Origin of the sequence: Pedococcus bigeumensis (assembly GCF_006438965.1) — a bacterium.
Lineage (GTDB): Bacteria > Actinomycetota > Actinomycetes > Actinomycetales > Dermatophilaceae > Pedococcus > Pedococcus bigeumensis_A.
This window is the reverse complement of sequence record NZ_RCZM01000002.1, coordinates 314,049-333,499: the sequence shown is the minus strand read 5'-3', so window position 1 is coordinate 333,499 and position 19,451 is coordinate 314,049. Positions and strand designations below refer to the sequence as shown.

Genomic DNA, 19,451 nt, shown 5'->3' with positions numbered 1-19,451 from the left:
AGGGGGCGGACAGAACCATCACGAGGAGTGCGGACCCTATGAACGGCAACGAGAACGACGACCAGGTGTCGCGCCCTCAACCGTCGGCCCCGAGCGGCCACAGCGACCCGACGTCGCGCCCGCACGAGCCGACGACGATGCGCCTACCCGGCATCAACGACCTCGAGCAGGTTGACACCAGCGCTGAGATCGAGGTCGCCCTCAGCAAGGCCGACCAGGCGACCGTGGACGCCCTGCGCCCCGGCACGGCGCTGCTGGTGGTCCTGCGCGGCCCCAACACCGGTGCGCGGTTCCTGCTCGACGACGACGAGGTCAACTCGGGTCGGCACCCGGACAGCGACATCTTCCTCGACGACGTCACGGTGTCGCGCAAGCACGCGAACTTCCGGCGCGAGGGCGACACCTTCGTGGTCCGCGATGTCGGCTCGCTCAACGGCACCTACGTCAACCGCGAGCGGATCGACGAGGCGACGCTGCAGACTGGCGACGAGGTCCAGATCGGCAAGTTCCGACTCGTCTTCTACGCCGGCAAGGCATGACGAGCTCCACCACGATCAATACAGGCCCCTGGTGAGTGCTCGCTCGACACGACAGTCCATGACGATCGGGACAGTCCTGGCTGCCCTCCAGCAGGACTTCCCCGACGTCACGATCTCCAAGATCAGGTTCCTCGAGGCCGAAGGGCTGGTGACCCCGGCGCGCACCGAGTCCGGCTACCGCACCTACGCGGCCCAGGAACTCGACCGGCTGCGCTACATCCTCACCGCGCAGCGCGACCACTTCTGGCCGCTCAAGGTGATCGCTGCCGCACTGGATGCCATGGACCGTGGCCTCACGCCTGAGCGCACCGACTCCGGGATGCTGCGGCCGTCCGTCCCCACGCCAGTCGCTGACCCCGACGTGCCCAGCGCTGCGGCCCTCACGGCGGTGGGCTCGCTGCGCCTCACCCGCGCCGAGCTGGCGACCTCGTCCGGGCTGGACGCCGACACCATCGACGCCCTGGAGAACTTCGGCCTGCTGCATCCGGACGGCACCGGACACTTCGGTGACGCGGCGCTGACGGTGGCGCACACGGCTGCCGAGCTCGCGGCATACGGACTCGAGCCCCGCCACCTGCGACCGTTCCGCACCGCCGCCGAGCGCGAGATCGGGCTGGTCCAGCAGGTCGTGACACCGCACCAGTCCGCGTCTGCGAAGGCGTCCCGCGGTGGCGCGAAGACCGATCCGACCGGCGACGTGCTGCGCCTGTGCATCGCCCTGCACACCGCGCTCGTGAGGGACGGACTGCAGCGCGGCTGAACGGGGTTAAGGTGGGACGGTGAAGGTCCTCGAGGTCCTCGGCGTCCGGGTAGAGATGCCCACCAACCACCCCATCGTCCTGTTGCGCGAGCGCGACGGCGACCGCTACCTGCCGATCTGGATCGGCGCGGCGGAGGCGACGGCCATCGCCTACGCCCAGCAGGGCATCGAACCTCCCCGGCCGCTCACCCACGACCTGATGAAGAACGTCATCGAGGGCCTGGGGCACCGGCTGACCGAGGTGCGCATCGTCGAGCTCCGCGACGGGGTGTTCCACGCGGCCCTGATCCTCGACGGCACGACCGAGATCTCGTCGCGCTCCTCGGACGCCATCGCACTGGCCCTGCGCACCGGCACCACGATCGTGGCGGGGGAGTCGCTGCTCGAGGAAGCCGGTGTCGCCATGTCCGGCGAGGAGGACAAGGACGACGAGGTGGAGCGGTTCCGGGAGTTCTTGGACCAGGTCTCGGCCGAGGACTTCGAGACCAAACCGGATGAAACCGGGGCAACCGGCTGAGCCCGAGCGACCCGTTCGTGTTGCCAACACTGAACCTCAACTGAACATCGAGAGTATGCCGTCCGGCCGCGACACGCCGAAGGGCGAAGGTCCAGTGGTTGTTGACCTTTGGTTCCGTGCGGCCGTACCTTCGGCACAGACCCGTAATGCGACCGGTGTAGTTACACCGCGTCGACATTGCCCAAGCGGTATCCAGTAGAAGTTTTCAGGAGGTGAGCGCTGTGAACCCGAGCAACGAGGCTCAGCACGGCCACACGAGTGTGCCGGCGTCGGCACAGGGGCTGTTGTTCACGGACGACCTTCCGGAGCTGAGCGACGACATCGGCTACCGCGGACCGACCGCGTGCAAGGCGGCCGGCATCACCTACCGCCAGCTCGACTACTGGGCCCGCACCGGCCTGGTCGAGCCGTCCGTGCGCGGGGCCACCGGTTCCGGCACCCAGCGCCTCTACGGGTTCCGGGACATCCTCGTGCTCAAGGTCGTCAAGCGGCTGCTCGACACTGGGGTGTCCCTCCAGCAGATCCGCGTCGCCATCACCCACCTTCGTGAGCGCGGCGTCGAGGACCTGGCCCAGATCACCCTGATGAGTGACGGCGCGTCCGTCTACGAGTGCACCTCCGCCGACGAGGTCATCGACCTCGTCCAGGGCGGACAGGGAGTCTTCGGCATCGCCGTCGGCCGGGTCTGGCGCGAGGTCGAGGGCGAGCTCGCCGCGCTGCCCAGCGAGCGCACCGACGAAGAGGTCCCCGCCGACCACCCCGGTGACGAGCTCCGTGAGCGTCGGGCCGCCCGACTGGCCTGAGGCCTTCGCCCGCCCACTGTTGTCGTCGACACAACCCGCCGCCCCTCGAGGACGGCGGGTTGTGTTGTAGATTGGCCCCGCTGAACATCCCGCGCGGGAGAGTCCCCGCGTGCACCCTCACGGGTCGCACGGCGGGGCGCCGAAGGGGCAAACTCCCCGGAACCTCTCAGGCGCCAGGACTGCGTGGGACAGGCACCTCTGGAGCGGCCACGCGGCGTGACAGAAGGGGAGGCGATCCGAGCACACCGAGCTTCAGGAGCCTCATGTCCGCCCAGTTCACCCCCGACCTGCCCGAGTTCGCCGGGCGCCACATCGGCCCGTCTGCCGACGACGTCGAAGCGATGCTCGCGGCGGTCCGGCACGACTCGCTCGACGCCCTCGTGGACCACGCCCTCCCGGGGGCGATCCGCACCGACGGGCCGCTGCGGGTGGACCCAGCCGCGTCCGAGGCGGCGGTCGTCGAGGAGCTGCGCGCAGTGGCTCGGCGCAACCAGGTGATGACGTCGATGATCGGCCTGGGCTACTACGGCACGATCACCCCGGCGGTGATCCAGCGCAACGTCCTGGAGAACCCGGCCTGGTACACCGCCTACACGCCCTACCAGCCCGAGATCTCCCAGGGCCGGCTCGAGGCGCTGCTCAACTTCCAGACCGTCGTCAGTGACCTCACCGGCCTGACCACCTCGGGAGCCTCGCTGCTCGACGAGGGAACCGCGGCCGCCGAGGCGATGACCCTGATGCGTCGCTCCAGCAAGGCCGCCGCCGACGCGGTGCTCGTCGTCGACCGGCACGTCTTCCCCCAGACCCTCGCCGTGATGCAGACCCGCGCCAAGCCGCTCGGACTCGAGGTCGTCGTGGCGGACCTCGACACGGTCGACTCTGCTGACGCCCTGCGCGCCGCAGCCGGCGACCGCGCTGTCTTCGGTGTCCTCGTGCAGTACCCCGGTGCCGATGGCGAGCTCCGCGACTGGCGCGCGCTGGCCTCGGCCGCGCACGACGCCGGTGCGCTCGTCACGGCCGCCGCCGACCTGCTCGCACTCACCCTGGCCACGGCGCCGGGGGAGTGGGGCGCCGATGTCGCCGTCGGAACCAGCCAGCGCTTCGGGGTGCCGATGGGCTTCGGTGGACCCCACGCGGGCTACATGAGCGTGCGTGCCGGCCTCGAGCGGTCCCTGCCCGGCCGCCTCGTCGGCGTGAGCGTCGACACCGAGGGGGCCCCGGCATACCGGCTCGCCCTGCAGACACGTGAGCAGCACATCCGTCGCGAGAAGGCGACGTCCAACATCTGCACCGCCCAGGTGCTCCTCGCGGTGATGGCGTCGATGTATGCCGTCTACCACGGCCCCGCCGGCCTCGCCGCGATCGCGCGGCGCGTCCACGGGCACGCCGGCACGCTGGTCTCGGGACTCACCGCCGGAGGCATCGACGTGGTGACCAAGGACTTCTTCGACACCGTCACGGTCTCTGTGCCGGGACGCGCCGACGAGGTGCTCAGCGAGGCGGCCCAACGCGGCGTCAACGTGTGGCGCGTGGATGCCGACCGGGTGTCGGTCAGCGTCGACGAGACCACCGACCTGCGCGACCTGGAGGCCGTGTGGAGTGCCTTCGGTGTCGCGGGACCGTCCGAGGTCACGATTGCCGACCTCACCTGGTCCGAGGCCCTGGTCCGGACGAGCGACTACCTCACCCACCCGGTGTTCAGCAGCCACCACAGCGAGACGTCGATGCTGCGCTACCTGCGCCGGCTGTCCGACCGTGACTTCGCGCTGGACCGCGGCATGATCCCGCTGGGGTCGTGCACGATGAAGCTCAACGCGACCACCGAGATGGTGGCGGTCACCTGGCCCGAGTTCGCCGACCTGCACCCGTTCGCCCCGGCCCACCAGACCGAGGGCATCCGCGACCTCATCGGTGAGCTCTCCGACTGGCTCTGCGAGATCACCGGCTACGACGCGGTGTCGTTGCAGCCCAATGCGGGATCGCAGGGCGAGTTCGCCGGGCTGCTGGCGATCCACGCCTACCACGCGGCGAACGGCCAGTCGCAGCGCAACATCTGCCTGATCCCGGCCAGCGCACACGGCACCAACGCCGCCAGCGCGGTGATGGCCGGCATGAAGGTCGTCGTCGTGAAGACCGCGGCCGGCGGAGACGTCGACATGGACGACCTGCGCGCCAAGATCGACCAGCACCGCGACAACCTCGCCGCCATCATGGTGACCTACCCGTCGACCCACGGTGTCTTCGAGGACACCATCACCGACCTGTGCGCCCTCGTGCACGACGCCGGCGGTCAGGTCTATGTCGACGGTGCCAACCTCAACGCGCTCGTGGGCCTGGCGCGGCCGGGCAAGTTCGGTGCCGACGTCTCGCACCTGAACCTGCACAAGACGTTCTGCATCCCGCACGGTGGCGGTGGCCCCGGTGTCGGACCGGTCGCGGTCCGTGCACACCTGGCCCCGCACCTGCCCAACCACCCGCTGGCGCCCGAGGCCGGACCCGAGACGGGTGTCGGCCCGATCTCGGCCGCCCCTTACGGCTCGGCCAGCATCCTGCCGATCTCCTGGGCGTACGTGCGGCTGATGGGCGGCGCCGGCCTGACCCGGGCCACCCAGGTGGCGGTGCTCAACGCCAACTACATCGCGGCCCGGCTGCGTGAGCACTACCCGGTGCTCTACTCCGGTCACGACGGTGTCGTCGCTCACGAGTGCATCCTCGACCTGCGCGACCTGACCAAGCGCAGCGGCGTGTCAGTCGACGACGTCGCCAAGCGGCTCATCGACTACGGCTTCCACGCGCCGACGATGTCCTTCCCCGTCGCGGGGACGCTGATGGTCGAGCCGACCGAGAGCGAGGACCGCTACGAGATCGACCGGTTCTGCGACGCGATGATCGCGATCCGGCACGAGATCGCTGAAGTCGAGTCAGGTGAGGTTGCCGTCGTCGACAGCATGCTGCGCAACGCCCCTCACACCGCCAAGGCCCTGGCCGGCAAGTGGGAGTACCCCTACGAGCGCTCGGCGGCTGCCTTCCCGGTCGGCGTCGAGGCGGCTGACAAGTACTGGCCACCGGTGGCCCGGATCGACGGTGCCTACGGCGACCGCAACCTGGTCTGCAGCTGCCCGCCGCCGGAGGCGTTCGAGAGCTGACGCGGGGAGGTCTGCGCCGCGACTTGTTGCTCTGGGGTGGTCACCCTGCACCGATGCGGGACTGGCGTGACCACCAGACAGCAACAGGTGGCGGCGGACCCCGACTTGTTGCTCTGGGGTGGTCACCCTGCACCGATGCGGGTCTGACGTGACTACCAGACGGCAACAGGTGCGTGATGGCCGCGCGCGGCAGCACCATCGAGCGTGCCTGTCAGGCTGCGGGCGCGGCTTCGTCGGTGGTGGTGACCTGCACCGACGAGCCGCGCTCGGTCTTGCGGACCACGACCTGGTTCGGGATGCGGGTGCGCAGCTCGGCGACGTGGCTCACAACACCCACCGCACGCCCGCCCTCGCGCAGGTCGTCGAGCACCGCCATCACCTGCTCCAGGCTCTCGTCGTCCAGGGTGCCGAACCCCTCGTCGACGAAGAGGGTCTGCAGGTCGAACCCGCCGGACTCCTCGCGGACGGCGTCGGCCAGACCCAGCGCGAGGGCCAGCGAGGCCATGAACGACTCACCACCGGACAGGGACGAGGTGTCGCGGGTCTGCCCGGTCCACTGGTCGAGCACCTCGAGCCCGAGGCCGCTGCGGGCGCCGCGGGCCGCCAGGTGGTCGCTGTGCCGCAGCTGGTAGCGACCCTCGCCCATGCCGGACAGCCGTTCGTTGGCCAGCGTGGCGACCTTTTCGAGGCGAGCCGCCAGGACGAAGGCCGACAGCCGCATCCGGAGGGCGTTGGTGGGACTGGTGCCTGCCACGGTGTCGGCGAGCTCACGAAGCACGTGGTGGCGTGCCTCGGCCTCGGTGATCTCGGCGCAGCGACGGGTGAGGCTGCCGAGGACGCGGTCCAGACCGGTCAGCGTGCGCCGCACCAACGTGTCGGCCGCCACCGCAGCGGTGTATGCCGCGTGCGCCGCGTCGCGGGCCGCCGCCAGAGTGGCCACCTCGGGAGCCGGTGCCTCCAGTGCGCTGAGGACGCCCGGCTCGTCGAGCGTGGTGCGCGCTACCAGGGCAGCCTCGACGTGGGCCGCCACCTCCGTTCTCAGATGCGCCACCTCGGCGGTCGGGAGCAGTCCGGCTCGTGCCTGGGCCGCATCGGAGAAGCCCGCCGCGCGAAACGAGTCGCCCGTGGCCGCAACGACTTCGTCGTGGTCGCGAGTCGCTCGGGACAGCTCGCGAAGGCTGGCTGCGTGGGCTGTCGCGGCGACGACCGCAGCCTCGTGGTGCGTGGTGGTCGTGTCCAACCGGTCTGGGTCAGCCAGGGTCGCGGCGAGGTCGTGGTCTGCCGGACCCGGCTCGGCGCAGGGGCAGGATTCGTAGTGGGCGGCAACGGCAGCCACGAGCGCCGCGCGCTCGGTCGCCAGCTCGGTGTCGAGCGCCTCGATGCGCGAGACTGCCGCGGTCGCCTCTGCTCGCAGACCCGCCAGCTGAGCCGTCACCGACTCCACCGCCGCGTTGACCGACTCCACGGTCATCCGGGTGTGGTCGAGCGTCGCGGCCGAGCTGGTCAGAGCGGTGAGCACGTGTCTGGCGTCGACGAGGGCAGCGGCCAGGGCGTCCTCGTCACGCTCTTCGTCGCCGAGCTGTTCGCGTAGCTGGGCGGCGGTGCCAGCGAGGCCGGCGGCTGCGCGCTCTGCGGCGCCCAGCTGCGCAGCTGCCGTCTGCCAGGTGCTCTCCGCCGCCGCTACGTCCTCGGCGCTGACGAGATCGCCCGAGGGCGCGGGAGAGGGGTGGTCGGGTGATCCGCAGACCGGGCACGGCTGGGCCTGCTCGAGCCGGCTGGCCAGCTCGCCCGCCATCGCATCGAGCCTGGCCTGGCGGCGGTCCTGGTAGACGTCGCGCAGGTCCTGGGTGAGGGTTCGCTGTGCGCCGATCGCGGACTCGGCCTGGACCTGCTGCTGGGCCGTCGAGTCCAGCGCCCTGCGGGCCTTGAGCAGGGTGGACGCCTGGGCCACCCGCGCCGTGGCTGCCTCGACCTTGGCCGCGCTCTGCTGGGCCGCCCCCAGTGCCTCGGTCGCTCGAGCTGCCTGCTCCTGGTGGGTTGACAGCGTCGTGGTGGACCGCTCGACCTCATGGCGGGCGGTGGCCAGGACCTGCACGAGCCGCGCGCGGGTCACCTCGCGCCCGTCCAGCGAGGTCTGCACCCGCGCCGCGGTGGCGAGCGCCTCGCCACCGGTGTCGAGGCGGTCGACGACGAGGTCGATGGCTGTCTGCCCGCGCCCTGCCAGTGCCCAGCGAGCGACGTCCGGTTCCGTGTTGGCCGCGCGGTCCTGTCCCGACTGCAGGGCCGCCGTGACACGGCCCAGCGCCTTGAGGTCGCCCTCGACGGAGGCCGCTCGCTCGCCGAGCTCGAGGCGAGCGACTCTCGCCTCCTGGGCATCGCGCTCGGCCTCCAGGGCCGCAATGGCGGACCGGGCGGCCAACCCGCGCAGCCGCCGCGCTGCAGTCTCGGTGGCGGTGGCGTGTGCTGTCGTCGCGGCAGCGTCGGAGAGCCGGGTGGCGTCGACGGCCGCCAGCCGCGCTGTCGACCCGGCATCCAGGGACTGCCTGGCGGCCGCGAGTGCCGACGGGAGCTCGGTGATGGCCAGCTCGGACCAGTTCCGCGAGCCGCCATCGACCGCCGGAGCATCGGCAAGCACGTCTGCCAGGACGGCGAGGTCGGAGTTGAGTGCAGCGCGGTGCTCGGCCACGAGCGCGGCGGAGTCCTTGCGCTGCGCGGCAAACCAGTCCTCGATGCCGGCGAACGCCGACACGTCGAAGAGCCGCTGGAGCAGCTCGCGGCGTTCCTCAGGGGTGGCTCGCAGGAACGCGGCGAAGTCGCCCTGGGGCAGCAGGACGACCTTGCTGAACTGTTCGAGGCCCATGCCGAGCACGTCCTTGACCACGTCGGCGACCTCGTCGTGCCGGGTGCTGAGAGCCACCCACTGACCACCGCGGTGCTCCCAGAGCACGGCCTTGGCCTGCACCTTGGTCTCGCCGCCACCGCGCGACTTGGGCCGGTGGAACTCCGGCGAGCGCTCGATCTTCAGGCGCCGCCCGGAGGCGGTGAACTCGAGGGTGACCGATGGGACCGTGCCGCGCTCGGCGTGGTCGCTGTGGAGCTGCTTCTTCGAACGGGCCCCGGGGACGTCGGCGTAGAGCGCGAATGCGACGGCGTCGAGCAGGCTGGTCTTGCCAGCCCCGGTCGCACCCCGGATGAGGAACAGGCCCCCAGCGGAGACGGCGTCGAGGTCCACCTCCACCGTGCCGGCGAACGGGCCGAAGGCCGTGACCTCGAGGCGGTGCAGCCTCACGCCGCACCCTCTCGCGCCGACGGCAGGCTCAGCGGCAGCTGCCCCTCGTCCTCGTGACCGGCCCGATCGACGCGGACGGCCTCGACAGCCGACGCGAGCACGGCCTGCTCGTCCTGGGTGGGGCCGTGACCACCGCGGACGTGGGACAGGAAGGAGCAGCACACGTCGAGGTCCGACTCGGCGGTGGTCCGCTGGGCGTAGCTGCGCACCGAGACAGGTGCGCCCTGCGGGTCGAACTGCAGGACGAGCGTGTGGGGGAACCGTCGCCGGAGCTGCTCCATCGCGCCCAGCGGACGCACCGCGTCGGTCAGCGTGACCTGGCACCAGGCCCGCTCTGCGGCCGTGTGCGCGGGATCGACGAGGAGGGCGTCGAGGTCTCCACGCAGGACGGCCAGCGGCCGCTCGACGGGTGCATCCACCGCCTCGACCTGGACCCCCGACTCGCCGACCTCGACCAGCCAGGAGCCCTTGGTCTGGGTCGCTTCGCTGAAGGACAGGGCCAGCGGCGAACCGCTGTAGCGAACGGTCTCGCTGACCCGCTGTCGGCCGTGCAGGTGGCCCAGAGCGACGTAGTCGGTGCCGGCGAACACTCTGGGGTGGACTGCGGACACGCCGCCGACCGAGATGTCACGTTCGGAGTCACTGGTCGCCCCACCGGTCACGAACGCGTGGGCCATGACGACCGAGCGCCCGCCCCGCAGGGCTCGGTCCGCGTCCACCCTCGACATCGCAGCCCGCAGGACACCGGCGTGCGACCGCTCGGTCGCCTGCAAGGGCTCGGCAGCCACGGCCGGCTCGAGGTAGGGCAGGGGATAGACGGCGACGTCGCCGACCAGCACCGGCACCCCGATCGAGTGCGCAGCGGTGCGGATGTGCAGCCCGGATCGCGCCAGCAGGTCGCTGGCGAAGCCGAGCCGGATCGCCGAGTCGTGGTTGCCGCTCGAGAGGACCACCGCAGCACCTGCGTCGATCAGCCGGGTCACGGCGTGCGAGAGCAGGTCGACCGTGTCGGGGGAGGGCAGGGCGCGGTCGTAGACGTCTCCGGACACGAGCACGGCGTCCACGTGCTCGGCGTGGACCGTCTCCACGAGGTGGTCGACGAACCGCGCCTGGGCGCCGAGCAGTCCCACCTGGTGGAACGAACGCCCCAGGTGCCAGTCGGAGGTGTGGAGGAACCGCACACTCGCAGGCTAGGAGAGCGCACCGACAGGCGTTGGCAGGCGCGCCCTGCGCATGGTTAGGTCATCACAGCGTCAGGTCATTGCACGAAAGGCGACACACCAGCATACGCACCATCCGCGCCGTCAGATGGAGGAGGTTCCGTGGGCGAAGAGGTCAACGCACAGAGCTACACGCGCGAGCAGCGCCAGCGGTACCGCGAGAAGGTGCGCCAGAACCTTGACGTGTTCGAGCGGATGCTCGCCCAGAGCCAGTTCGAGTTCGACCGGCCGATGACCGGGATGGAGATCGAGCTCAACCTCGTCGACGACGGCTACCAGCCGAAGTTCGCCAACGCCGAGGTGCTGGAGGAGATCGCCGACCCCGGCTACCAGACCGAGCTCGCGCGCTACAACATCGAGCTCAACGTCCCGCCGCGCCCGCTGCCGGGTGACTCGGCGATCGAGCTCGAGGACGAGATGCGCGCCTCCCTCAACGCGGCCAGCGCCGCCGCGGAGAAGCGGGGGGCCCACATCGTCGCGGTGGGGATCCTGCCGACGATCATGCCGGAGCACTTCGAGGGCGACTGGATCAGCGCCAACAACCGCTACACGGCCCTCAACGACTCGATCTTCTACGCCCGCGGCGAGGACATCTACCTCGACATCGAGGGCCCGACGGGGGAGCGGATCGCCACCTACTGCGACTCGATCGCCCCCGAGTCGGCCTGCACGAGCGTGCAGCTGCACCTCCAGGTCGCCCCCCAGGACTTCGCCGGGCACTGGAACGCCGCCCAGGCCCTCGTGGCTCCGCAGATCGCGCTGGCCGCCAACTCGCCCTACTTCTTCGGCAAGCGGCTGCACGCCGAGACCCGGATCGAGCTCTTCAGCCAGGCCACCGACACCCGCAGCATCGAGCTGAAGAACCAGGCCGTCCGCCCCCGGGTCTTCTTCGGCGAGCGGTGGATCACCTCGATCTTCGACCTGTTCGAGGAGAACGTCCGCTACTTCCCGGCCCTGCTCGCCGAGGTCAGCGACGAGGACCCGGTCGCCAAGCTGGAGGCCGGTGAGGCCCCGAACCTCGCCGAGCTGCGGCTGCACAACGGCACCGTCTACCGCTGGAACCGCCCGATCTACGACGTGGTCAACGGCACCCCGCACCTGCGAGTCGAGAACCGCGTCCTGCCAGCCGGCCCGACGCTCATCGACGTGCTCGCCAACGCGGCGTTCTACTACGGCGTCATCCGCAAGCTGGCGTCCGACGAACGTCCGATCTGGAGCAAGATGAGCTTCGCCGCGGCCGAGCAGAACTTCCACAACGCCGCCCGCGACGGCATCGACTCACGGCTCTACTGGCCGGGGTTCGGCGAGGTGCGCGCAGAGGAGCTGGTGCTGCGCCACCTGCTGCCCATGGCGCACGAGGGGCTCGCTGACTGGGGTGTCTCCCAGGCCGTCCGCGACCGCTACCTGTCCGTCATCGAGGGGCGCTGCAAGACCAGCACGAACGGCGCCACCTGGCAGACCGACGCCGTGGAGCGTTTCGAGAGCGCCGGGATGGACCGCCACAAGGCCCTGGCCGAGATGCTGCGCCTCTACGCCAAGCACATGCACAGCAACGAGCCGGTGCACACCTGGCCGCTGCCTTGAGGCGAGCCGCGCCGCTGCCCGTGAGGTGAGGTATGCCGCGGGGCCCGCCCCGCGGCATACCTGCCCCTATGCTGTGGCCCCGTGAGGGGGACTCTGGGGAGAGCTGTCGGTGACGCGGGCGTCGTGCTCGTGCGCGCGGGGCAGCTGCTGTGGCGGCACTGGCCGATCCTGACCCTCATCTACCTGCTGGGCGCGGCTGCGCACAACGGGCTGCTGTGGTTCTGCGTCTGGCTGAGTGAGGACCACTCGACGGCCGCCGCGCTGGTCCTGCCGCTGGTGCCGATGGCCACGCTGACCGCGCTGATCCTCGCGCTCCGTGAGCTGACCCCCAGCCTCGCCAACATCCGCCCGCCCGCCATGAGCCGGCTGACGCTGCTCGCGAGCACGCTCATCCCGTTCCTCACGGTCTACGTGTCACAGCAATACCTGAGGGAGGACACCAGGGCGTTCCTCAATGCCGCTACCGCGGACGAGCTCCTCGAGCGGAGCGGCGGACTCGGCCCGAGCACCTTCAACGTCGACCGCACCAACATCGCCAGCGGGGCCGCCCTCGTGGGGATCGTCGCGGGCGCGCTGCTGGTGCGCTGGCTGCTCGACCGGCTGGACCTGCCGGAGAAGGCGGTCGGGTGGGGTCTGTTCGCGGCCTACGTCGAGGTCCTCTGGGTCTGGATCCTGGCCAAGCGGCTGTCCAACTTCACCGGTGAGGTCGAGGCCTGGGTGCGCACCCGGCGGCTGTCGCAGTGGCTGCTCGACCGCTGGGGCGACCTCATCGACGCACTCGGCCCGGTCGGACACCCTGTCGAGGCGGTGGGGCAGTGGTTCTGGGGTGCGATCGGCCAGGCCGACGCCATCATCGTGGTCCCGATCGCGTGGCTCACCGTCGGCGCCGTCGTGTACGGCCGCAAGCTCGAGGCCCGCCAAGCCACTGCCGTGGCCGCAGCAGAGCAGCGGCAGGCCACGCCTTGGCAGCGAGGGGTGCGCCGCGTCCCGACGCCGCTGCGCCGAGTGGGGCACGAGGCGACCGCGAACTTCCGCGGGCGGTTCTCCGCGCTGGGCAACGGCATCCGGCTGCTCGCCGTCGCCGGTCTGGCCCCGATGCTGCTCTTCTGCCTGGTCTTCCTGCTCAGCCGCCAGGTCGAGGTCGGGGTCGGGGAGCTGCTGCGCTGGATCGTGGGGCCGCGCGACTTCCGTGACGCGCTGACCCTGTCGCCCTACCTGTCGGTGATCAGCAGGGGTGCCTACACGGTCGTCCTCGTCGCGCTGCTGGGTGCGGCGATCGACCGGATCCTCGGCCACCTGGACGAATCGGAGGACACCGGCCCTGTCACCGACACTGTTGCCGATCCGGCGGCACGGCTCAGGGCTCAGTGACGTCGAACTCCGCGTAGAGCGGGGTGTCGAACCAGACCCGCACGTTGTCGGGGCGGACGCCCGACGGCATGAGCAGGTGGTAGCGCCGGTCGTACTCGGCCGGGCGCGGGTCGAAGGACTGGTCGGGCCCGTCCGTCGAGAGCGCTGCCATGGGTCCTGCTGCGCCGGGCGGCGTGCAGCTGGTGAACTCGGAGACGTCCTCGACGGCATCGCCCACACCGGGGGAGTACTGACGCCCGTCGGCGTCCCGCACCTGCACTTCGCACGCGCCGAGGACGGTCCGCGGGTCGGCGGCGAAGTGCAGGGTGAGGCGCCAGAGCGTCTGGTCCGCAGGCACGGTGGCGGGCAGTGTCTTGGCACCCGCCGCCTCCTGGTAGTCCGAGACCCGCTCCAGAGAGGTGAACCGCATCGTCACCACCCGTGGGTGCGTCCCTTTGGCGTCGTCGAGGGTGTCACTGAGACGCACCGATCCGTCCGCGGCGGCCGCGAGCTGTTCGTTCGGGAAGGTCGGCCACCAGCGGTCGACGAGCCGCTGGCTCGAGGCTCCCAGCGCGAGCGCCAGGGCCACGGGCAGTGCCGCGATGGTCAGCACGGTCCGGCGGGTGGGGCGCCTCACGTCGCGTCCTTCGGCATCAGCAGCTCGACAGGAGTGGTGCGCGCCTTCCAGGTCGCGACCTGCGCGGGGGTGATGCCCAGGTCGACAACGGCCATGTCGTCGCCGCGCTGGTCGTTGACGTTCACGGTGAGCGCGAGGTGCGATCCGGCCAGCGCCGTCGGGTCCACCTCGAACGCCACCAGGCAGTGACCGGAAATGCCGGGGTTGATGACCTTGCACTCCAGCACGTTGCGTGACCCTCGGGTGAGCACACGCCCCTCGCCGTCCCGCAGCTCGGCGTAGGCAGGTCCCACCTTGTCCACGGTCGGGGTGAAGTCGACGTGCGCGGTGACCCAGAGACCTGGGGACAGCATCGCGGAGGTGCTGGTGGCCAGCTGCTTGCCGCCGTCGACCTCGGTGACCCGCAGGTTGCCGTAGCGGAGGTGTACCTCGCGGTCGAGCGTCGTCGTCCGCTCGAACGCGCGCACCGGCGAGGGGTCCTCAGGGAGCCACTCGGTCACGACCCGACCGACGGACAAGGCGGCTAGGACCAAGGCGCCGGCACCGAGCTGTGCCCGGTTGGGGCGGGGGACCCTCACGAGGCGGCCGGCTTCTCGTACGCGGTGGCCGGGAACGTCCCGACGGCGGCCCGCGTCGCGTCACGCCAGTCGTAGGTGTCGTCGATGCTGGCCTGACGGAAGGTGTGGCTGTAGGCCGCCACCCGCACCGAGGTGGGAACGGGTTGGCCCGGAGCCTGGCGCCAGACGAACGCGAGCGTGTAGGTCAGCCCCGGTGCCAGGTCGCCCATCCGCTCGGCGTCGTCTGCAACCAGGATCGTGTCCGGGCGCAGGTCGTCACTCGAGGGCTCGGGGTCGGTGCTGAACGGCTTCGTCACCCCCGGGACCTGCTCGATCCGGAGCAGGTCGCGCAGCGCGTCGTACATCGGGACGGAGCGCTTCTCGTCGGTGCCGGTGACCTTCGCGAAGACCACGACGTAGCGACCGTCGATCTTGGCGGCCTGGGGGACGCCGAGGTCGCTGCCGAACCGGACCTTCGTGACGGTGAGGCGGACCGGCGCGACGGTCTGTTCGACACCGACGGACAGGGTCGGCGTCGCCTCGGCCCGTTGTGCGCGGAGTCCGCCGAACGGGGAGGAGCCGACGAGGACGAGCAGGAACGCCGCAAGCAGCCACTGCCGCACGGTCAGGGTTGCCAGCCACTGGCGTGCCCGGCCCCACCGGCCGGTCGCGCGCAGCGAATCCGTCCCCCCATCCATCCCCACGGGCGCCATGTTAGCGATGTCCGGCCTGTCGGTTATGATCTGGTTGTTGACCTTGACGCCCTTGACGCAGGAACCTGACGCCCCGGGAGGATCAGATGACACCGCGGACCCGCACCACGACCGACGTCGACGCCCTCACCCAGGCCGTGCAGGCCCGGATCGAGGCGCGGGTAGCCGAGCTGGCCGCGCAAGGACGTCGGCTCGACCTGGGAGACGTCGAAGACCTCGCCGACCGGATGCTTGCCGCCCTGCCCTCGGTCCACCCGCTCGACCAGCCGCTCGGGCCGTTCTACGACACCAGCGGACTCGTGGCCTGGCTCGGCATCTCGCGGCAGGCGCTGTTCGACCGGGTCCGGCGTGGCACGGTGCTCGCCTGCCGGACCTCCGACGGCCACCTCGTCTATCCCTCGCTCCAGTTCGGCCGCAACGGCGCCGTCCGTCCCGGCGTCCAGGAGGCCGTGGGGGCCTTCAGCCGCAGGGCAGTGGACGGCTGGTCGATCGGCGCCTGGCTCACGACGCCGTCCGAGGTGTTCGACGGGCACAGTGCCGTCGACTACCTCGTCGTCCACCGGTCGTCCCCGACTGCCGTGTCGCGCGTGGCCTCGGCTGCCGTCGCCGATGCGTCGCAGTGGGCCGCGTGACGCCACGCGAGCGCACGGCCCTGGGACCGCCGCCGCCGTCGCTGGCCGGCTTCCCGGCATACCTGGTGGACACCGACGTGGACCTGTTCCGCGCACATAGCGAGGACCTGGGGCCGTGGTGGTTCAGCAGTGACACGACGGGACGGTTCGACCTCCGCGCGCCGCGCGGCACCTGCTACACCGCCCTCGACCCGCTCAGCGCCCTGCGGGAGCGACTGGGTCCGGTGCTGGGCCCATCGCAGGCGGTGCCCGAGAGCCTGCTCGAGTCCGCGGTGGTGTCCCGCCTGCGGTTGCCCACCTCCCGTAAGGTGGCCGACGTCCAGGACGGTGGCGCTGCTGGCTTCGGCGTCACCCGCGAGATCGAGTCGATGGTCCCCTATGCGGTGCCGCAGGCGTGGGCGCGCGCGTTCGACGAGGCGGGCCATGGGGGAGTGAAGTACGGACCACGGTTTACTCCGGGGGAGTGCAGCGCCGTCGCGGTGTTCGGCAACGAAGGTGTGGCGGACTGGCCGGCCGACGCGGATCCTGTTCCTGCACAACAGGTTCCGGGCGCTCCCGCCGCGCTGCCGACACCGCGTCGCGCTGACCTCACGGTGGTCCGACCGCCGAGGACCCGGGTGCCCCGCGACTGACGCGGGTCAGTGGCCGGTGACGGCCGGGCCCTGGTTCCACACCCGGATGGCCGGCTGCTCCCGGTCGAACTGCAGGACGCTCACCGAGCCCGCATCGAGCAGCAGCTGGGCTCCGAGGCGCGGCTCCTGCCGCAGGAAGACACTGGTGAGCACGCGCAGGCAGTGCCCGTGCCCGACCAGTGCGACGTCCCCCTCGGCCATCGCCGCGACGGCCCGCTTGACCACGCGCGATGCCCGGGCCGCGACCTCCTCGACCGTCTCGCCGGGTGTGTCCCCCGCCGGGACGCCGTTCTGGAACACCGTCCAGTCGTAGCCGAGGTCGGCACGGATCGTGGCTGTCGTCAGGCCCTCGTAGCCGCCGTAGTCCCACTCGAGCAGGTCCTCGTCGACCTCGGGTGTCAGGCCCGCCAGCTCTGCAGTGCGCCGGGCGCGCTGCAGGGGGGAGGTCAGGGCGAGGACGAAGTGGTAGTCGGCGACGAGCCGTCCCGACTGACGGGCCAGCTCCTCACCGTGCTCGGTGAGCGGGACGTCGGTCCGACCGGTGTGCTGTCCGGACTTCGACCACTGCGTCTCGCCGTGGCGCAACAAGACAAGTCGACCGGCCGGTGGCGCTGGCGGGGAGGTCACGACGCCAGCATGACAGAGTGGTCGCATGCGCTTGCGGTACCGGCTGCTCAACGTCTTCGCCCTCGATGCCGACCCCTTCTCGGGCAACCCCCTCTGCGTCTTCGAGGACGGCTCCGGGCTGTCCGATGACCAGCAGCAAGGGCTGGCCCGGCAGTTCAACCTGTCCGAGACGACTTTCCTCGTCCCACCCGGCGACGGGGCAGACGCCGGAGTGCGGATCTTCACCACCAGCTTCGAGATGCCGTTCGCAGGCCACCCGACGCTGGGCACCGCCCACGTCGCGCGCGACCTGCACGGGCTCGGCGACCGGCTCGGTCTGTCGATGCCGGCCGGGGTGATCCCGGTCGAAGCCGACGGTGACCGGTGGACCCTGACCGCCAACGCCGGCCGGGTCGAGGCCGACCTCGATGTCGACGACGTGGCGCAGGCCCTGGGGCTGTCGCCGGACGACCTCGTCGGCCCTGTGCAGCAGGTGAGCGTCGGCACCTCCCAGGTGATCGCCCAGGCAGCGTCGGTCGAGGCAGTCCGCCGCGCCCGGGTGAACCCCGAGCTGCTCGGCAGGTATGCCGGCATGGGCGCCAGGGGTGGCGAGACCCTCATCTACGTGTGGTCGCCCTCGGGCGAGGGACGGATCGAGGCCAGGGCGCTCATCAGCGACGGCAGCTCGGTCTCCGAGGACCCGGCCACCGGCTCTGCCTGCTCCAACCTCGGCGCCTGGTTCGTCGCTCAGGGCCGCTCGGGGCGTTGGGCGGTGAGCCAGGGCGCCCACGTCGGGCGTCCGTCGGTGCTCGAGCTGAGTGTCGACCCCGACGGCACGGTCCAGGTCGGCGGCCTGGTGCGCCCCGTGGGGACCGGAGAGGTGGAGCTCTGATGCCGAGCTACGTCGTGTTCCTGCGCGCGGTCAACGTGGGCAAGCGCCAGCTCAAGATGGCCGAGGCACGGAAGGTGTTGTCCGACAACGGTTTCGATGACGTCGAGTCGCACATCCAGACCGGCAACCTGTTCGTGTCGACTCCGTTGCGCAGCGTCACGAAGGTGGAGGCAGAGGTGGGGCGCGTGCTGGGCAAGCACGCCGGGTTCGAGATCGTCGCGATCGCCCGGAAGCCCGCAGAGCTGCCGCCGCTCGTGAAGGCTGTGGACGGCATACCCACGCACCTGAAGGGCGAGTCGAGCCGCTATGTGAGCTTCTGCGCCACGGCTCCGAAGGCCGCGGCAACCAAGGACCTGGAGGACTGGGATGGTGCCGGCGAACGAGCGACCGTGATGGGCAAGGATGTCCTCATGGAGTTCGCGGTGCCGTTCCACGAGGCGAAGCTCACCGGGGCTCGCATCGAGAAGATCCTCGGCATCCCGGGCACCGCCCGCAACATGACCGTCGTCCGCGCACTGGCGCAGAAATGGGGAGCCTGATGGCCGAAGAGACTGGTGGCACCGGGCTGGGACACCGCTCGGTCAGCATGGAGCGCGTGTCCAAGGGTGTCTTCGAGGTCACCAACGTGCGGGGCGGGACGATGCGGATCGGGGGCGGTGACAACGCCGACTTCACCCCCGTCGAGCTGCTGCTGACGGCGATCGCCGGGTGCAGTGCCGTGGACGTCGACTTCATCACCGTCAAGCGCGCCGAGCCGCTGTCCTTCAACGTGACGGCGGCGGGGGAGAAGCTCCGGGACGAGGACGGCAACCACCTGGGCGACATCACCGTGCGGTTCTCGGTGGCCTTCCCCGAGGGCGAGGCTGGCGACAAGGCTCGCGAGATGCTGCCCAAGGCGATCGCCATGTCACACGACCGGCTGTGCACGGTGAGTCGGACGGTTGTGCTGGGGACGCCGATCGACAGTGGCGTCGCGGCCGACTAGGAGGCCGGCGGCCCGGGGGCGTCGGCCGACTCCACGGCGTACCTCAGGAACACCACCCCGTCGGCAAAGGTGTGCTGCTCCAGCAACCTGAGGTCCACTCGCGTGTCGCGGGGCAACGCAGGAGTTCCGCCACCGACGGCGACCGGGTGCAGGAACAGCCCCACCTCGTCAACCAGGCCGGCACGCAGCGCCTCGGCCGCCAGGGTCGGGCCGCCGATGCTGAGGTCAGCGGCGGCCGTTGCCTTGCGATGCCGGATCGCGTCGGCGTCGAACGTCGCCACCAGCTCGGTGCGTGGGGTGTCGACCGAGTCGAGCGTCGTGGAGACGACGACCTTGTCGGCTGCCTGCCAGATCCGGCGGTAGTCGGTGGCGGCCTTGGACTGCGCGTCCGAGTCGGCGTCGTCGGTCGCCCAGTATCGCATCACTTCGTACATCCGGCGGCCGTAGAGGTAGGTGCCGATCGTGCGTTCGCGGTCGTTGACGAACGCATGCACCTCCTCGGAGGGTGCCGCCCAGTCGAAGCTGCCGGCCGCATCGACGACATAGCCGTCGAGCGAGGCGATGGTCGTGTAGTGCAGCCTGGCCATGA

The 19,451-nt window shown here is 70.8% G+C and carries 19 protein-coding genes and 1 riboswitch; of the genes, 12 read left to right on the top strand and 7 right to left on the bottom strand.

Annotated elements, in window-relative coordinates:
• Positions 1–38 precede the first annotated feature (38 nt).
• From EAH86_RS06440 to gcvP, 5 genes are all read left to right on the top strand, one after another.
• Positions 39–539, top strand: a complete 501-nt coding sequence (locus EAH86_RS06440) for an FHA domain-containing protein (protein ID WP_140737883.1) — start codon at positions 39–41, stop codon at positions 537–539.
• 58 nt (positions 540–597) lie between these two features.
• The gene (locus EAH86_RS06435; protein WP_140737880.1) at positions 598–1,299 is read left to right on the top strand and encodes a MerR family transcriptional regulator; all 702 of its coding nucleotides are present in this window, start codon (positions 598–600) and stop codon (positions 1,297–1,299) included.
• Between the two features lie 19 nt (positions 1,300–1,318).
• On the top strand, positions 1,319–1,816 hold the full coding sequence (locus EAH86_RS06430) for a bifunctional nuclease family protein (protein ID WP_140737877.1): 498 nt from the start codon (positions 1,319–1,321) through the stop codon (positions 1,814–1,816).
• Positions 1,817–2,028: 212 nt separating this feature from the next.
• Positions 2,029–2,619 (top strand): MerR family transcriptional regulator, encoded by a 591-nt coding sequence (locus EAH86_RS06425; RefSeq protein WP_140737874.1) that lies wholly within the window; start codon positions 2,029–2,031, stop codon positions 2,617–2,619.
• 84 nt (positions 2,620–2,703) lie between these two features.
• Positions 2,704–2,811, top strand: a riboswitch (glycine riboswitch).
• Positions 2,812–2,882: 71 nt separating this feature from the next.
• Positions 2,883–5,765: an aminomethyl-transferring glycine dehydrogenase gene (gene gcvP, locus EAH86_RS06420; RefSeq protein WP_140737871.1), complete on the top strand. Its 2,883-nt coding sequence runs from the start codon at positions 2,883–2,885 to the stop codon at positions 5,763–5,765.
• 211 nt (positions 5,766–5,976) lie between these two features.
• Here the strand turns inward: gcvP and EAH86_RS06415 are convergent, their stop codons facing one another.
• Entirely contained in the window at positions 5,977–9,054 is a 3,078-nt protein-coding gene (locus tag EAH86_RS06415; protein WP_140737868.1) for an AAA family ATPase, read from the bottom strand.
• Positions 9,051–10,235: an exonuclease SbcCD subunit D gene (locus tag EAH86_RS06410; protein ID WP_140737865.1), complete on the bottom strand. Its 1,185-nt coding sequence runs from the start codon at positions 10,233–10,235 to the stop codon at positions 9,051–9,053. The genes EAH86_RS06415 and EAH86_RS06410 overlap by 4 nt, the downstream gene beginning before the upstream one ends.
• Before the next feature lie 141 nt (positions 10,236–10,376).
• On the opposite strand from EAH86_RS06410, the gene EAH86_RS06405 reads away from it, so the two are divergent.
• Positions 10,377–11,858, top strand: a complete 1,482-nt coding sequence (locus EAH86_RS06405; RefSeq protein WP_140737861.1) for a glutamate--cysteine ligase — start codon at positions 10,377–10,379, stop codon at positions 11,856–11,858.
• A gap of 81 nt (positions 11,859–11,939) precedes the next feature.
• Positions 11,940–13,229: a hypothetical protein gene (locus EAH86_RS06400; RefSeq protein WP_140737858.1), complete on the top strand. Its 1,290-nt coding sequence runs from the start codon at positions 11,940–11,942 to the stop codon at positions 13,227–13,229.
• Here the strand turns inward: EAH86_RS06400 and EAH86_RS06395 are convergent.
• From EAH86_RS06395 to EAH86_RS06385, 3 genes are read right to left on the bottom strand one after another with little or no spacing between them, the layout of a single operon-like run.
• Positions 13,216–13,845, bottom strand: coding sequence for a hypothetical protein (locus EAH86_RS06395; protein ID WP_140737855.1), 630 nt, complete (start codon positions 13,843–13,845; stop codon positions 13,216–13,218). The genes EAH86_RS06400 and EAH86_RS06395 overlap by 14 nt on opposite strands.
• Positions 13,842–14,423, bottom strand: coding sequence for a hypothetical protein (locus EAH86_RS06390; RefSeq protein WP_140737852.1), 582 nt, complete (start codon positions 14,421–14,423; stop codon positions 13,842–13,844). Before EAH86_RS06390 ends, EAH86_RS06395 begins: the two co-directional genes overlap by 4 nt.
• Entirely contained in the window at positions 14,420–15,106 is a 687-nt protein-coding gene (locus EAH86_RS06385; RefSeq protein ID WP_140737849.1) for a hypothetical protein, read from the bottom strand. Before EAH86_RS06385 ends, EAH86_RS06390 begins: the two co-directional genes overlap by 4 nt.
• 95 nt (positions 15,107–15,201) lie before the next feature.
• On the opposite strand from EAH86_RS06385, the gene EAH86_RS06380 reads away from it, so the two are divergent.
• Positions 15,202–15,747, top strand: a complete 546-nt coding sequence (locus EAH86_RS06380) for a hypothetical protein (RefSeq protein WP_140737846.1) — start codon at positions 15,202–15,204, stop codon at positions 15,745–15,747.
• Positions 15,744–16,379, top strand: coding sequence for an RES family NAD+ phosphorylase (locus EAH86_RS06375; protein WP_140737843.1), 636 nt, complete (start codon positions 15,744–15,746; stop codon positions 16,377–16,379). Before EAH86_RS06380 ends, EAH86_RS06375 begins: the two co-directional genes overlap by 4 nt.
• A gap of 6 nt (positions 16,380–16,385) precedes the next feature.
• Here EAH86_RS06375 and EAH86_RS06370 read toward each other — a convergent pair whose 3' ends face one another.
• Positions 16,386–17,006 carry a histidine phosphatase family protein gene (locus tag EAH86_RS06370; RefSeq protein WP_338325230.1) on the bottom strand — a complete coding sequence of 207 codons (621 nt, stop codon included), beginning with the start codon at positions 17,004–17,006 and terminating at the stop codon, positions 16,386–16,388.
• A 25-nt stretch (positions 17,007–17,031) separates the two neighbouring features.
• On the opposite strand from EAH86_RS06370, the gene EAH86_RS06365 reads away from it, so the two are divergent.
• The 3 genes from EAH86_RS06365 to EAH86_RS06355 are packed head-to-tail and all read left to right on the top strand — an operon-like array spanning position 17,032 to position 18,862.
• Positions 17,032–17,877 carry a PhzF family phenazine biosynthesis protein gene (locus EAH86_RS06365; protein WP_140737836.1) on the top strand — a complete coding sequence of 282 codons (846 nt, stop codon included), beginning with the start codon at positions 17,032–17,034 and terminating at the stop codon, positions 17,875–17,877.
• Positions 17,877–18,416: a DUF1697 domain-containing protein gene (locus EAH86_RS06360; RefSeq protein WP_140737833.1), complete on the top strand. Its 540-nt coding sequence runs from the start codon at positions 17,877–17,879 to the stop codon at positions 18,414–18,416. Before EAH86_RS06365 ends, EAH86_RS06360 begins: the two co-directional genes overlap by 1 nt.
• Positions 18,416–18,862: an OsmC family protein gene (locus tag EAH86_RS06355; RefSeq protein WP_140737831.1), complete on the top strand. Its 447-nt coding sequence runs from the start codon at positions 18,416–18,418 to the stop codon at positions 18,860–18,862. Before EAH86_RS06360 ends, EAH86_RS06355 begins: the two co-directional genes overlap by 1 nt.
• Here the strand turns inward: EAH86_RS06355 and EAH86_RS06350 are convergent.
• Positions 18,859–19,449: a dihydrofolate reductase family protein gene (locus EAH86_RS06350; RefSeq protein ID WP_140737828.1), complete on the bottom strand. Its 591-nt coding sequence runs from the start codon at positions 19,447–19,449 to the stop codon at positions 18,859–18,861. The two genes, EAH86_RS06355 and EAH86_RS06350, sit on opposite strands and share 4 nt — an antisense overlap.
• Positions 19,450–19,451 lie beyond the last annotated feature (2 nt).

What these genes read in the sequence shown, in the direction of transcription:
- EAH86_RS06440 (WP_140737883.1), top strand. Translation starts at nt 39, where the DNA reads ATGAACGGCAACGAGAACGACGACCAGGTGTCGCGCCCTCAACCGTCG.
- EAH86_RS06435 (WP_140737880.1), top strand. Translation starts at nt 598, where the DNA reads ATGACGATCGGGACAGTCCTGGCTGCCCTCCAGCAGGACTTCCCCGAC.
- gcvP (WP_140737871.1), top strand. Translation starts at nt 2,883, where the DNA reads ATGTCCGCCCAGTTCACCCCCGACCTGCCCGAGTTCGCCGGGCGCCAC.
- EAH86_RS06380 (WP_140737846.1), top strand. Translation starts at nt 15,202, where the DNA reads ATGACACCGCGGACCCGCACCACGACCGACGTCGACGCCCTCACCCAG.
- EAH86_RS06365 (WP_140737836.1), top strand. Translation starts at nt 17,032, where the DNA reads ATGCGCTTGCGGTACCGGCTGCTCAACGTCTTCGCCCTCGATGCCGAC.
- EAH86_RS06360 (WP_140737833.1), top strand. Translation starts at nt 17,877, where the DNA reads ATGCCGAGCTACGTCGTGTTCCTGCGCGCGGTCAACGTGGGCAAGCGC.
- EAH86_RS06355 (WP_140737831.1), top strand. Translation starts at nt 18,416, where the DNA reads ATGGCCGAAGAGACTGGTGGCACCGGGCTGGGACACCGCTCGGTCAGC.
- EAH86_RS06350 (WP_140737828.1), bottom strand. Translation starts at nt 19,449, where the DNA reads ATGGCCAGGCTGCACTACACGACCATCGCCTCGCTCGACGGCTATGTC.